Here is a 12,876-nt window from a genome sequence, read left to right on the forward strand (position 1 = left end):
TTCTCCTTCGGGAGGATGGTCAGGAAGCGGAATCGTTGAGGGGCCGCGGGGAGACGGCGATGGCGCCCGAGGTCTCGTCCACCCGCACGGGGTAGACGGCCACCGGGTGCACAGCGGGGAGCTGGAGGGGCCGGCCGGTGCGCAGGTCGAACTGGCTGCCGTGCTTCCAGCACTCGAGGGTGCAGCCCTCCACGTCGCCGTCGCTGAGGGCGACGTCGCTGTGGGAGCAGCGGTCCTCGATGGCGTGCACTCCCCCGTCCTCGTCGCGCACCAGCGCGATCTCCACTCCGTCGGCCTCGACCGCGAGGACGGTGCCGGGAGCGAGATCCGCCAGCTGGGCGACGGGGACGAAGGGAGCGCTCGTCATCAGTTCATGCTCCTCGCGAGCTCTGCCTCGATCGCGTCACTGAGATGCTCGCGGATCTCGGGGACGTCGATCTGCTGGATGAGCTCGGCGAAGAAGCCGCGCACGACCAGGCGGCGGGCCTCGATCTCGGGGATGCCGCGCGCGCGCAGGTAGAACAGCTGCTCGTCGTCGAAGCGTCCGGTAGCGGCCGCATGGCCCGCGCCCTCGATCTCGCCCGTCTCGATCTCGAGGTTCGGGACGGAGTCGGCGCGCGCGCCCTCGGTGAGGACCAGGTTGCGGTTCAGCTCGTACGTGTTCGTGCCCTCGGCCTCCTTGCGGATGAGCACATCGCCCACCCACACGGACCGCGCGCCCTTGCCCTGCAGCGCGCCCTTGTAGGTCGAGTTCGAGGTGCACCGCGGGGCGGCGTGGTCCACGAACAGGCGGTGCTCAAGGTACTGGTCGGCGTCGGCGAAGTACAGGCCGAGGTTCTCGATCTCGGCTCCGGGCTCGACGAGCTCGCCGATGACGTCCACGCGCACAGCCCGGCCGCCGAGGCTCACCACGATGTGCTTCAGCCGCGCATCGCGGCCGAGCTTCGCGTGGTGGGTCGCGATGTGCAGCGCGTCGTCGTCCCAGTCCTGCAGGGCGATCACCGTCATCTGCGAGTTCGCGCCGACGATCAGCTCGACGTTCTCAGCGAACTGCGCGCTGCCGGTGTGGTGCACGACGAACGTCGCGACCGAGGACTCCTCGGTCTCCAGCACGATGTGCGCGTTGCCGCGGCGGTCCGCCCCCTGGCCGGCGACGGCGACCCGCGCCGGCTCAGCGATCTCGGTGTTCTTCGCAGCCTTCAGATGCAGCGCATCGGCGCAGCGCTCGGAGGCGACAGCCGAGACCAGCGACTCCGGCACGAGAGCCGTGCCGCGCGGCGCCTCGCCGGGGGCGAGCGTGCCGACTGCGATCTCCGCGGGGGTCTCGACCTCATACATGACGGGGTGGTCGTCCTCCCCGCGCACGTCGGTGGCCGCGTCCTCGAATAGAGGCGCCATCACGCGCAGCGGCGTGAAGCGCCACTCCTCCATCTTCGTGCTCGGGCGCTCGAAGTCGGAGACCTCGAAGGAGCGAGCGCGGTGGGCGCGGGTGGCCTTCTCGGCCTTCTCCCCGCCGCTGGGCAGCGCGATCGCCTCGTCCTCCAGCTGGGCGCGCGAGTGGTCAGTGACCGCTCCGCTGCCGTCGGCGCCGTCGGCCGACCAACCCCCGCCTGCGGCGGAGCTCGCCTCGGCGAGCTCCTCCTGAGCAGGCACGGGGGCGACGCCCGCGGCGCCGCCCGCCGCCTCGTTCGCGCGGGGATCCCCGGCGCTCTCGGGGCCGTTCACATCATTCACTTCGGTCACGTCTGGCGAGGTCATCAGCCGACGGCTCCTTCCATCTGCAGCTCGATCAGGCGGTTCAGCTCGAGGGCGTACTCCATGGGCAGCTCGCGGGCGATGGGCTCGATGAACCCGCGCACGATCATCGCCATGGCCTCGGTCTCCTCCATGCCGCGGCTCATCAGGTAGAAGAGCTGCTCCTCGGAGACCTTGGAGACGGTCGCCTCGTGGCCCATCTGGACGTCGTCGACGCGCACGTCGACATAGGGGTACGTGTCGGTGCGGGAGATCGTGTCCACCAGCAGCGCGTCGCACAGCACGGTCGAGGCGGAGTGCTCCGCTCCGGGCATGACCTGCACGAGGCCGCGGTAGGAGGAACGGCCGCCGCCGCGCGAGACCGACTTCGAGACGATCGAGCTCGAGGTGTTCGGCGCCATGTGGACCATCTTCGAGCCGGTGTCCTGATGCTGTCCCTCACCTGCGAATGCGATCGACAGCGTCTCGCCGCGCGCGTGCTCGCCCATCAGCCAGACTGCGGGGTACTTCATCGTCACCTTGGAGCCGATGTTCCCGTCGACCCACTCCATGGTGCCGCCGGCCTCGACGGTGGTGCGCTTGGTGACGAGGTTGTACACGTTGTTCGACCAGTTCTGGATGGTCGTGTAGCGCACGCGCGCATCCTTCTTCACCACGATCTCCACGACGGCGCTGTGCAGCGAGTCCGACTGGTAGATCGGCGCGGTGCAGCCCTCGACGTAGTGCACGTAGGAGCCCTCGTCGGCGATGATCAGCGTCCGCTCGAACTGGCCCATGTTCTCGGTGTTGATGCGGAAGTAGGCCTGCAGCGGGATGTCGACGTGCACGCCCTTGGGGATGTAGACGAACGATCCGCCCGACCACACCGCCGTGTTCAGCGCGGAGAACTTGTTGTCGCCCGCGGGGATGACGGTGCCGAAGTACTCCTCGAACAGCTCCGGGTGCTCCTTGAGCGCGGTGTCGGTGTCCAGGAAGATGACGCCCTGCGCCTCGAGGTCCTCGCGGATCTGGTGGTAGACCACCTCGGACTCGTACTGGGCGGCGACGCCCGCGACGAGGCGCTGCTTCTCGGCCTCGGGGATGCCGAGGCGGTCGTAGGTGACCTTGATGTCCTCCGGGAGGTCTTCCCAGCTGGTCGCCTGCTTCTCCGTGGTGCGCACGAAGTACTTGATGTTGTCGAAGTCGATCCCGGAGAGGTCGGCGCCCCACGTGGGCATCGGCTTCTTCTCGAAGAGCTTGAGCGCCTTCAGACGGCGCTCCAGCATCCATTCGGGCTCGCTCTTGCGCGCGGAGATGTCCCGCACGACCGCCTCGGACAGACCGCGCTGGGCGGAGGCGCCGGCGGCGTCCTCGTCATGCCAGCCGTAGGCGTAGGTGCCGATCGACGAGATGATCTCGTCCTGCGTGAGCTCCTGCTCGGGTGCGCTCGTCATCGTGGTGTGTTTCCCTCCGTGAGCGGAATGTGGGTCGTGCAGGCGTGGGCTCCGCCTGCGAGAGTCGCGAGGCGCTGGACGGGGGCTCCCGCCATGCGCGCCAGCGCCTGGGTCTCGATCTCGCACAGCTCCGGGTGACGGGCTGCGACGTCCTGGATGGGGCAGTGCCCCTGGACCAGCTGCGCTGTCTCCACCGTACGCGCCCTGCCTGACCCCGTGGTTAGCGGCACCTCCACGGTGACCGGCCGCACGGTCGCGGCGTAGCCGCGCTCGGTCAGCAGATCGGCGAGGAGCTCGACGCGGCGCGCGCGGGTGACGGCGCGACCTGCGGACTCCTCGACGAGGACCCGCTCGGCGAGCGCCTCCTCCCAGGGAGCGACGCGGGCGCAGCCGAGGTCCGACAGCGCCTCTCCCCCGCCGCGGCGGGCCAGCTCGTCCAGCGCGAGGGCGGCGAGCTCGCTGTACTCGCTGTCCAGATCGCGGTGGGCGGAGGCGGAGAGCACGAACGCCTTCGAGGGCCGACCCCGACGCCGCTGGGCGACGGGCACCGAGTGCTCCTCGATCGCGCCGTCGGCCTCCAGGGCCGAGAGGTGCCGGCGCACGGCGGCGCTGGTGAGGCCGAACATGTCGGCCAGACGGGTCGCGGTGATCGGGCCGTGGGCGGAGATCGCCTCGATGAGGCGATCGCGCGTGTCCCGCACCTCGGGGAGGAGCGGGGCGTCCGCCCCGGCGGGCGCGGAGGACGGCATGCAGGGGGACGACTGCGCGCACTGCTTCATGCCTCTCCTTCCGCTGCGGTGGACTGGTGGGGTCGACTGGTGCGATGGACCGTGCCTTCGATTTTAGAACACCGACGTTGCGAAAAGGGTGGGCGGAGTCGGCTCGGAACGTGCATCCGCGCACGTTAGGGGCACCTCATCTGGGGCGACCGGGCGCCTCACCCTTGCCAGTCCTCCGCATTTCAACTACTTTGGAGGCACACGACGTCACGCTCCAGGAGGGCAGCACCATGGCCGATCAGACACCGACGGATCGCACGGACGAGAACGACCAGAAGGGCTCGTACGTCACGCAGGGCAAGAGCTTCGATCGCGACATGAACTACATCGACGACCGGATCACCCGCGACGGCCGCGACGGCTGGCCGGTGGAGGCCGGCCGCTATCGTCTCGCCGTGTCCCGCGCCTGCCCTTGGGCGAACCGCACGATCATCTCGCGGCGCCTGCTGGGCCTCGAGGACGCGATCTCCCTCGCCGTCGCCGGCCCCACCCATGACAAGCGCTCCTGGACCTTCGACCTCGACCCCGACGGGCGCGATCCGGTCCTCGGCTACGAGCGCCTGCAGGAGGCCTACTTCGCGCGCTTCCCGGAATACCCTCGCGGCATCACGGTCCCCGCGATGATCGACGTCCCCACCAAGGCCGTCGTCACCAACGACTTCCAGCGCATCACCCTGGACTTCGCGACCGAGTGGACCGAGCACCATCGCGAGGGCGCCCCGGATCTCTATCCCGTCGCGCAGCGGGAGGAGATCGACGCGCTCAACACGTGGATGCTCCACCACGTCAACAACGGCGTCTACAAGACGGGATTCGCCGGCTCCCAGGAGGAGTACGAGAAGGCGTACCGCGACCTGTGGGCGAGCCTGGACGAGCTCGAGCAGCGCCTCGCGGACCGCCGTTACCTCATGGGCGCCTCGATCACCGAGGCCGACATCCGCCTCTTCCCCACCCTCGTGCGGTTCGACCCCGTCTACCACGGGCACTTCAAGTGCAACCGGCAGACGCTCAGCACGATGCCGAACCTCTGGAACTACACCAAGGACCTCTTCCAGACTCCCGGCTTCGGGGACACCATCGACTTCCAGCACATCAAGGAGCACTACTACGTGGTGCACACCGACATCAATCCCACCCAGGTGGTGCCTCTCGGGCCGGACACCTCGATATTCATGGAGCCGCATGACCGGGATCGCTTCGAGACGGACACCTGGGGTCCGGGCGGCGCCGCCCCCGAGCCGCCGCTCGCCGCGGAGGTCGTCGACCCGGAGCACACCCCGCTGCAGGTCACAGGCCGCTGAGCGCAGGCGGGGAGAGCAGCGGGCCTAGCATGGCCGGGTGAGCACCGAGCACCCGCCCGCCCTCCTCGCCGAAGGCGTCCAGAAGCACTTCGGATTGCTGCGCGCCCTCGACGGCTCGAGCTTCGCAGCCCGCCGCGGCGAGGTGACCGCCCTGCTCGGCCCCAACGGTGCCGGCAAGACGACGATGATCTCCTGCGCCACAGGGCTCCTCCAGCCCGACGGCGGCAGCGTTCGCGTGCTCGGCGAGGACCCCTGGCGCGCGAGCGCCGCGCAGCGCGCCCGCGTCGGCGTGATGATCCAGGACGGCGGGCTCACCTCGGGCATCAGCGCCATGCGCCTGCTGCGCTACGGCGCCTCCCTGCACACGGACCCCCTGGACGTGGACGAGGTCGCCGCGCACCTCGGCATCGACGAGTTCGCAGGCACGATCGTGCGGCGGCTCTCGGGGGGCCAGCGCCAGCGCCTCGCCCTCGCGCTCGCCATCATCGGCCGGCCGGAGCTCGTCTTCCTCGACGAGCCGACCGCCGGGATGGACCCGGGGATCCGACGGACCGTGCGCGAGCTGATCCGCGCGCTCGCGCGCACCGGCACCGCCGTCGTGCTCACCACCCACCTGATGGACGACGTGGAGGGCCTCGCCGATCACGTCGTCGTCATCGCGGGCGGCCGCACCGTCGCCTCGGGCACCGTGGCCGAGGTGATTGCCTCGCACCGCGCCTCGAACGGGCTCACCCTCACAGCGACCGCCTCGGGACTGAGCGCCGAGGCCGCCCGGTCCCTCGAGGAGGACGTGCGAGCCCTCGGCGCGCGCCACCGGGTGGATCTGCGCGTGAGCACAGGGGGCGCCGCCGACCTGGAAGGGGTTCTGCTGGATCTGATGGACGGATCTCGCCCCGGCGCCCCCGAGACCGAGGAGAGCTCCCGATGAGCACGACCGACGCCGTGCAGGCCCCCCGAGGGAGCGGCCCCGCTCCCCTGGCCCGGCGGGTGCTCGCGCACGCCGCGCTGGAGACCCGGATCCTGCTCTCCAACGGGGAGCAGCTCATGGTCGCGATCCTCATGCCCGCCCTCGTGCTGCTGGCCCTGCGGTACGTGCCGCTCGGACGGCTCGAGGGGATCGCCCCGATCGACACCGCTGTGGCCGCCACCGCCGCCACGGCCCTCATCTCCACGGCGTTCACCTCGCAGGCGATCCAGACCGGCTTCGACCGGCGCGGCGGAGTGCTGCGCTGGATCGCCACGACCCCGCTGGGTCGCGGCGGCTATCTCGCCGGGAAGATCCTCGCGACCCTGGCGGTGCAGCTCGTGCAGATCCTCGTGCTCGGCGCGCTCGCGCTCGCTCTCGGCTGGCGGCCCGAGCTCGCAGGCCTCCTCGGCGCGGTGCCGGTGTGGCTGCTGGGCACAGTCGCGTTCGGGTCGCTGGGCCTCCTCATCGCCGGGACGCTCCGCACGGAGGCGGTGCTGGCGCTGACCAATGTGCTGTTCATCCTGCTGGTGGCGCTCGGTGGCGTGACGATCCCCGTCGCGCACTACCCGCGGTTCGCCCGCGCGATCGTGGACCTCCTGCCCTCGGGCGCTCTCGGCGAGCTGATGCGCGCCTGCCTCGCCGGCGGAGCGTTCTCGGCCGGCTCTGCCATCGTCCTCGCCTTGTGGGCGATGCTGGGAAGTCTCGCCGTCGCCCGCTGGTTCCGCTGGACCTCCGTCTGAGGCGTCGCCGACGCTGAACACCGGGCCGGGCGCTCAGGCGCTCCTGCGGGATGTGAGATGCCTGGGTCGGACCCGCTGGTGCTCCTCTGCGCTTCATAGGATTGACCCCATGACCATGCCCTCCGCCGCTGACCGCACCCTCGCCGCCGAGCCTGCCGGAGGTGCACCGCTGTTCGGCTCGCGGGCGCTCGCCGCCCTGCAGCCCTGGCAGCGGATCGCGCTCGCGGTGGTGTTCTGGGGGAACCTCCTGTGCCAGATGGGCATCATCCTCACCGGCGGCGTCGTGCGGCTGACGGGCTCCGGGCTCGGATGCTCGACCTGGCCCAACTGCGAGCCCGGCCAGTTCACGCCCCGCTACACCCCGGAGATGGGCCTGCGCCCCTTCATCGAGTTCGGCAACCGCACCCTCACCGGCGTGCTCGGCGTGTTCGCGATCGCCGTGCTCGTTCTCAGCATCCTGTGGCTGCGCCGCAAGGGGGGCGGCTTCCTCGTGCTCGCCGCGCTGCCGCTCGTCGGCACCGCCCTGCAGGCGATCATCGGCATGGTGATCGTGCGACTTCACCTGCACCCTGGCGCTGTGGCGCCTCACTTCCTCGTCTCCATCGGACTGGTCGTCGTGTCTTCGATCCTGCTCGCACGGCTGCGCGAGGGCGACGGGCGCGTGCACCGCGTGATCCCCACGGCGCTGATGGCACTGGCCTTCGCCCTCGGCGCGGTCGCCGCGGTCGTCCTCGTGCTCGGCACGGTCGTCACCAGCTCCGGTCCCCACTCGGGCGACCTCGACGTGACCCTGCGCCTGGGCCTCGACCCCCGGATGGTCTCCTGGCTCCACGCGGACTCCGTGATGATGTTCTGCGGGCTGCTCGTCGGCCTCCTCATCGCGCTCCACCTCGTGCGCACCCCCCGCCGCACCCGCAGGGCCGCCTGGATCCTCGTCGCTGTGACCGCGGCGCAGGGCGCGCTCGGCTACGTCCAGTACTTCACGGGCCTGCCGGAGATCCTCGTCGGCCTGCACATGGCGCTCGCCGCCGTGTTCACCGCGTCTGTCACCTGGCTGATCACCTGCGGGTTCAGCTGGCGCGAGCAGGTCGAGGTCGAGGGCGGCTCCGACGACGGCACCGCTGGGCAGGACCGTCTCGTCAGCGCTGAGGCGGCTGCCCGATGAGCGCGCCCCGCTCGTCCCGCGCAGGATACGAGGGCCCGACGCTCGCGCAGATGCTGCCGGTCTCCGTGTTCGTCGCGGACGTCCTGCGGACCCTGGCCGACCAGGTGCGCGTGGGCGACAACCTGCTGGACATCGATGCCGAGGCGCACCGCATGATCCGCGAGGCCGGTGCGACCAGCTGCTACCTCGACTACCATCCGCGCTTCGGCGCCTATCCCTTCGGCCGCGTCATGTGCACCTCGGTCAACGAGACGGTACTGCACGGGCGGCCCTACGACCGCACTCTCGAGGACGGCGACCTGCTCTCCCTCGACTTCGCCGTCGAGCTCGAGGGCTGGGTCGCGGACTCCGCGCTGTCCGTCATCGTCGGAGCTCCGGACCCCCAGGATGCGGCGCTCATCGAGGACGTCCGCACCGTGATGTGGGCGGGGATCGCCGCGGTGCGCGACGGCGCGACCACCGGCGACATCGGGCACGCCGTCCAGGCCGCCGCCCATGCGGCCGGGTACACGATCAACCGTGAGTTCGGCGGGCACGGCGTGGGGCGCTCGATGCACGAGGCGCCGTTCATCCCGAACCAGGGCACGCCTGGCGGCGGGCCCACCGTGCACGCCGGAATGGTGATCACGGTCGAGCCGTTCCTCATGCACACCACGAACGCCGTGCACATCACCGACCGCGACGGCTGGTCGGTCGTCTCCGAGGACGGCTCCCGCGGCGCCCACGCCGAGCACACGCTGTACGTGACCGACGGCGAGCCCATCGTGCTGACGGCTCGTGAGGGCGAGGAGCTCGGAGCCGGGGTGCGCGCGAGGCGCTGAGTCGACGACATCCGACATAGACTTCCGAACACGTTCCGAATAGGGTGCTGGCATGACCATCGCACCCGACGCCCCTGCTGCAACCCGACGCTCCTCGGACCTGAGCAAGCATTCCGCAGAGGTCTTCGCCGAAGCCGAAGACCATCCCGTCACGGTGACCCGTCGCGACGGAGAGTCCCTGGTGCTCATGTCCCAGCGCGAAGCCGATGCCCGCGCCCAGCTCCTGGACATCGCGGCCACGCTCATCTCGGTGACTCTGGAGGACGGGCCCTCTCCCGAACGCATGGCTGTCCGGTACCCGTGGATGTACGCGCTGAGCGCCGAAGAGCGCGAGCAGTGCACCCGGGACCTGATCGACGCTGCGCGGGCGTCCTTCTCCACTCAGCAGCCCCACCTCGCGATCGCCCGACTCACCAGCTGGCGCGAGACAGCAACCGCTATCGCCGCGGGTCTGGGGTCGCAGCCGGTCGAATGGCTCGACACGGAAGACGACGACGTCAACGCGGTCGTCGAACGGCCCTGAGCATGCCCAAGGAGAGCATCGTCCCGCGGCCGCCGAAGAAGTCGGAGTACGTGCTCAGGCACGCCACTCGACAGTCCGAGAAGGGCTGGCGCGACCTCGTGGCCACGATCCGAAACCCCATGAGCGAGACCTGGGACTTCCTGACCCGCACTCCTCTGCAGACCACCGCGACGAACTACCCCCTCGAAGGATCCTTGGCTGTCATCACCCGAGGCGGCCGGACCTTCCAGCGGTGGCAGCACAAGCCCACCCTCAAGGGCAGCGCCCGGGTGTGGTTCTACGTGGATGGGGGAACCGTCTACCTGGAACAAGTCCACACGGCGCACCCGAACGAGACGAAGCAGTGACACAGAAGACCTCGTGCCCCAAAGGCGGGAACGCCGCGCTCGAAGCGGTCGACCGCGATGTTTCCTCGCAGGGCCGCAGAATGACGAGCGCCCCGCCAGGCCGAAGCCTGACGGGGCGCTCATCACGTGTCGCTCGGGGCGGTCAGGGGGCGGTCAGGCCGCCTTCACCAGCGAGCGCAGCACGTACTGCAGGATGCCGCCGTTGCGGAAGTAGTCCGCCTCGCCGGGGGTGTCGATGCGCACGACCGCATCGAAGACCACGGGCTCGGCGCCTTCGCGGGTCGCGGTGACCTTGACGGTCTTCGGGGTGGTGCCCTCGTTCAGCGCGGTGATGCCCTCGATGTCGAAGACCTCCTCGCCCGTCAGGCCCAGGGACTCGGCGTTCTCCCCCGCCGGGAACTGCAGCGGGAGCACGCCCATGCCGATGAGGTTCGAGCGGTGGATGCGCTCGTAGCTCTCGGTGATGACGGCCTTCACGCCCAGGAGCATCGTGCCCTTGGCCGCCCAGTCGCGCGAGGAGCCGGTGCCGTACTCCTTGCCCGCGAGGACGACGAGCGGGATGCCCTGCTCGGCGTACGCCTGGGCCGCGTCGTAGATGAACTCCTGCTCGCCGGTCAGGAAGTTCTTCGTGTACCCGCCCTCGACGCCGTCGAGGAGCTGGTTCTTGATGCGGATGTTCGCGAAGGTGCCGCGGATCATGACCTCGTGGTTGCCGCGGCGCGAGCCGTAGGAGTTGAAGTCCTTGCGCTCCACGCCGTGCTCGCGCAGGTACTGGCCCGCGGGCGAGTCGGCCTTGATGGAGCCGGCCGGCGAGATGTGGTCGGTCGTGGTGGAATCGCCGAGCTTCGCGAGCACGCGCGCGCCGGTGATGTCCGCCAGCGGCGTGAGCTCCATGGTCATGCCCTCGAAGTACGGGGGCTTGCGCACGTAGGTCGACTCCTGGTCCCACTCGAAGGTCGCGCCCTCGGGGGTGTCCAGGGACTGCCAGCGCTCATCGCCTGCGAAGACGTCCGCGTAGTCCTCGGCGAACATCTCCTGAGTGATGGAGGAGGCGATCGTGGACTCGACATCGGCCGGCGAGGGCCAGATGTCGCGCAGGAACACGTCGTTGCCGTCGGTGTCCTGGCCGAGCGCGTCGTTCTCGAAGTCGAAGTCCATCGTGCCCGCGAGCGCGTAGGCGATGACCAGCGGCGGGGAGGCCAGGTAGTTCATCTTCACGTCGGGGTTGATGCGGCCCTCGAAGTTGCGGTTGCCCGAGAGGACTGCGGTGACGGCGAGGTCGGCCTCGTTGATCGCATCGGAGATCTCCGATGCGAGCGGGCCGGAGTTGCCGATGCAGGTGGTGCAGCCGTAGCCCACGAGCTGGAAGCCCAGATCGTTGAGGTAGGGCCACAGGCCCGCCTTCTCGTAGTAGCCGGTGACGACCTGAGAGCCGGGAGCCATGGAGGTCTTCACCCACGGCTTGGAGACGAGGCCCTTCTCGACCGCGTTCTTCGCGAGCAGGCCCGCGGCCATCATCACCGAGGGGTTCGAGGTGTTCGTGCACGAGGTGATAGAGGCGATCGAGACGATGCCGTGGTCGATCTCGAAATCCGCGCCCGCCACGGGGGTCGTCTTCGAGGGGCGGCCGACGATCCCGCGGGTGCGCGCCGGCATCTCGACGGGGGCCTCGCCGCCGCTGGAGTTGTCGGACTCGGGAGCTGCCGGATCGGACGCCGGGAACGAGCCCTCGGCGGCGTCATCGGCCTGGTGCTCGTCCTCGGCGGGGACCTCGTCGGCCGCGTAGGTCGGCAGGACCTGGCGGAAGGACTCCTTCGCCTCCGTCAGGACGATGCGGTCCTGGGGGCGCTTGGGGCCGGCGATCGAGGGGACGACAGTGGAGAGGTCGAGCTCGAGGTACTCGGAGTACTGCGCCTCCTTCGACGGGTCGTGCCACAGGCCCTGGCGCTTCGCGTAGGCCTCGACGAGAGCGAGCTGCTCCTCGGAGCGGCTGGTCAGGCGCAGGTAGTCGACGGTGACGTCGTCGATCGGGAAGATCGCGCAGGTCGAGCCGAACTCGGGGCTCATGTTGCCGATGGTCGCGCGGTTGGCGAGCGGGACCTGGCCCACGCCCTCGCCGTAGAACTCGACGAACTTGCCGACGACGCCGTGCTTGCGCAGCATCTCGGTGATCGTGAGGACGACGTCGGTCGCGGTCGCAGCGGCGGGGATCTCACCGGTGAGCTTGAAGCCCACCACGCGCGGGATCAGCATGGAGACGGGCTGGCCGAGCATCGCGGCCTCGGCCTCGATGCCGCCGACGCCCCAGCCCAGCACGCCCAGGCCGTTGACCATGGTGGTGTGCGAGTCGGTGCCGACGCAGGAGTCGGGGTAGGCGCGCTGCACGCCGTCGACCTCGCGGGTCATGATCGTGCGCGCGAGGTACTCGATGTTGACCTGGTGGACGATGCCGGTGCCCGGGGGCACGACCTTGAAGTCGTCGAATGCGGTCTGGCCCCAGCGCAGGAACTGGTAGCGCTCCTGGTTGCGCTCGTACTCGAGCTCCATGTTCTTCTCGAGCGCGTCGAGGCGGCCGGCCACATCGATCATCACCGAGTGGTCGATGACCATCTCGGCAGGGGCGAGGGGGTTGATGGTCTCGGGGTTGCCGCCGAGCTCCTCGACGGCCTCGCGCATCGTCGCGAGGTCCACGACGCAGGGGACGCCGGTGAAGTCCTGCATGATCACGCGGGCAGGGGTGAACTGGATCTCGGTGTCGGGCTCGGCGCTGGGATCCCAGGAGGCGAGGGCGCGCACGTGGTCCGCGGTGATGTTCGCACCATCCTCGGTGCGCAGCAGGTTCTCCAGCAGGATCTTCAGGCTGTACGGGAGCTTCTCGTGGCCCTCGACGGCATCGATGCCGAAGATCTCGTACTGGGCCTCGCCGACCTCGAGGGTCTCCTTGGCGTCGAATGAGTTGACAGTGCTCACAGAGCATCTCCTTCGGTTCGGGGCGCAGGCCCTCTCGGGCCCTCCATCACCACCCGGCTGTTCGCAGTTCGCCGA

Annotated in this window: 12 protein-coding genes; 7 read left to right on the top strand and 5 right to left on the bottom strand. The window is 69.8% G+C overall.

Annotation, left to right across the window (positions count from 1 at the left end):
* Positions 1 to 19: 19 nt before the first annotated feature.
* The 4 genes from Bequi_RS08520 to Bequi_RS08535 are packed head-to-tail and all read right to left on the bottom strand — an operon-like array spanning position 20 to position 3,967.
* Complete coding sequence (locus Bequi_RS08520; RefSeq protein WP_249737509.1) at positions 20 to 367, bottom strand: non-heme iron oxygenase ferredoxin subunit; 348 nt, start codon at positions 365 to 367, stop codon at positions 20 to 22.
* On the bottom strand, positions 367 to 1,758 hold the full coding sequence (gene sufD / locus Bequi_RS08525) for a Fe-S cluster assembly protein SufD (protein ID WP_249737510.1): 1,392 nt from the start codon (positions 1,756 to 1,758) through the stop codon (positions 367 to 369). The genes Bequi_RS08520 and sufD overlap by 1 nt, the downstream gene beginning before the upstream one ends.
* Positions 1,758 to 3,188, bottom strand: a complete 1,431-nt coding sequence (gene sufB, locus Bequi_RS08530) for a Fe-S cluster assembly protein SufB (RefSeq protein WP_249737511.1) — start codon at positions 3,186 to 3,188, stop codon at positions 1,758 to 1,760. Before sufB ends, sufD begins: the two co-directional genes overlap by 1 nt.
* Complete coding sequence (locus Bequi_RS08535) at positions 3,185 to 3,967, bottom strand: helix-turn-helix transcriptional regulator (protein WP_249737512.1); 783 nt, start codon at positions 3,965 to 3,967, stop codon at positions 3,185 to 3,187. Before Bequi_RS08535 ends, sufB begins: the two co-directional genes overlap by 4 nt.
* A gap of 230 nt (positions 3,968 to 4,197) precedes the next feature.
* Between Bequi_RS08535 and Bequi_RS08540 the strand changes: the two genes are divergently transcribed.
* The 7 genes from Bequi_RS08540 (at position 4,198) to Bequi_RS08570 (ending at position 9,831) form a co-directional block, all read left to right on the top strand.
* Positions 4,198 to 5,268: a glutathione S-transferase family protein gene (locus tag Bequi_RS08540; RefSeq protein WP_249737513.1), complete on the top strand. Its 1,071-nt coding sequence runs from the start codon at positions 4,198 to 4,200 to the stop codon at positions 5,266 to 5,268.
* 37 nt (positions 5,269 to 5,305) lie between these two features.
* Positions 5,306 to 6,196 carry an ABC transporter ATP-binding protein gene (locus tag Bequi_RS08545; RefSeq protein WP_249737514.1) on the top strand — a complete coding sequence of 297 codons (891 nt, stop codon included), beginning with the start codon at positions 5,306 to 5,308 and terminating at the stop codon, positions 6,194 to 6,196.
* Positions 6,193 to 6,975, top strand: a complete 783-nt coding sequence (locus Bequi_RS08550; protein ID WP_249737515.1) for an ABC transporter permease — start codon at positions 6,193 to 6,195, stop codon at positions 6,973 to 6,975. The genes Bequi_RS08545 and Bequi_RS08550 overlap by 4 nt, the downstream gene beginning before the upstream one ends.
* Positions 6,976 to 7,084: 109 nt before the next feature.
* Entirely contained in the window at positions 7,085 to 8,140 is a 1,056-nt protein-coding gene (locus Bequi_RS08555; protein WP_249737516.1) for a COX15/CtaA family protein, read from the top strand.
* On the top strand, positions 8,137 to 8,961 hold the full coding sequence (map, locus tag Bequi_RS08560; protein ID WP_430623106.1) for a type I methionyl aminopeptidase: 825 nt from the start codon (positions 8,137 to 8,139) through the stop codon (positions 8,959 to 8,961). The genes Bequi_RS08555 and map overlap by 4 nt, the downstream gene beginning before the upstream one ends.
* Before the next feature lie 52 nt (positions 8,962 to 9,013).
* Entirely contained in the window at positions 9,014 to 9,484 is a 471-nt protein-coding gene (locus Bequi_RS08565; RefSeq protein ID WP_249737517.1) for a prevent-host-death protein, read from the top strand.
* A 2-nt stretch (positions 9,485 to 9,486) separates the two neighbouring features.
* Positions 9,487 to 9,831 carry a hypothetical protein gene (locus Bequi_RS08570; RefSeq protein ID WP_249737518.1) on the top strand — a complete coding sequence of 115 codons (345 nt, stop codon included), beginning with the start codon at positions 9,487 to 9,489 and terminating at the stop codon, positions 9,829 to 9,831.
* Positions 9,832 to 9,984: 153 nt separating this feature from the next.
* Here the strand turns inward: Bequi_RS08570 and Bequi_RS08575 are convergent, their stop codons facing one another.
* On the bottom strand, positions 9,985 to 12,801 hold the full coding sequence (locus tag Bequi_RS08575; RefSeq protein ID WP_249737519.1) for an aconitate hydratase: 2,817 nt from the start codon (positions 12,799 to 12,801) through the stop codon (positions 9,985 to 9,987).
* Between the last annotated feature and the right edge of the window lie 75 nt (positions 12,802 to 12,876).

Origin of the sequence: Brachybacterium equifaecis, from assembly GCF_023509525.1 — a bacterium.
GTDB lineage: Bacteria > Actinomycetota > Actinomycetes > Actinomycetales > Dermabacteraceae > Brachybacterium > Brachybacterium equifaecis.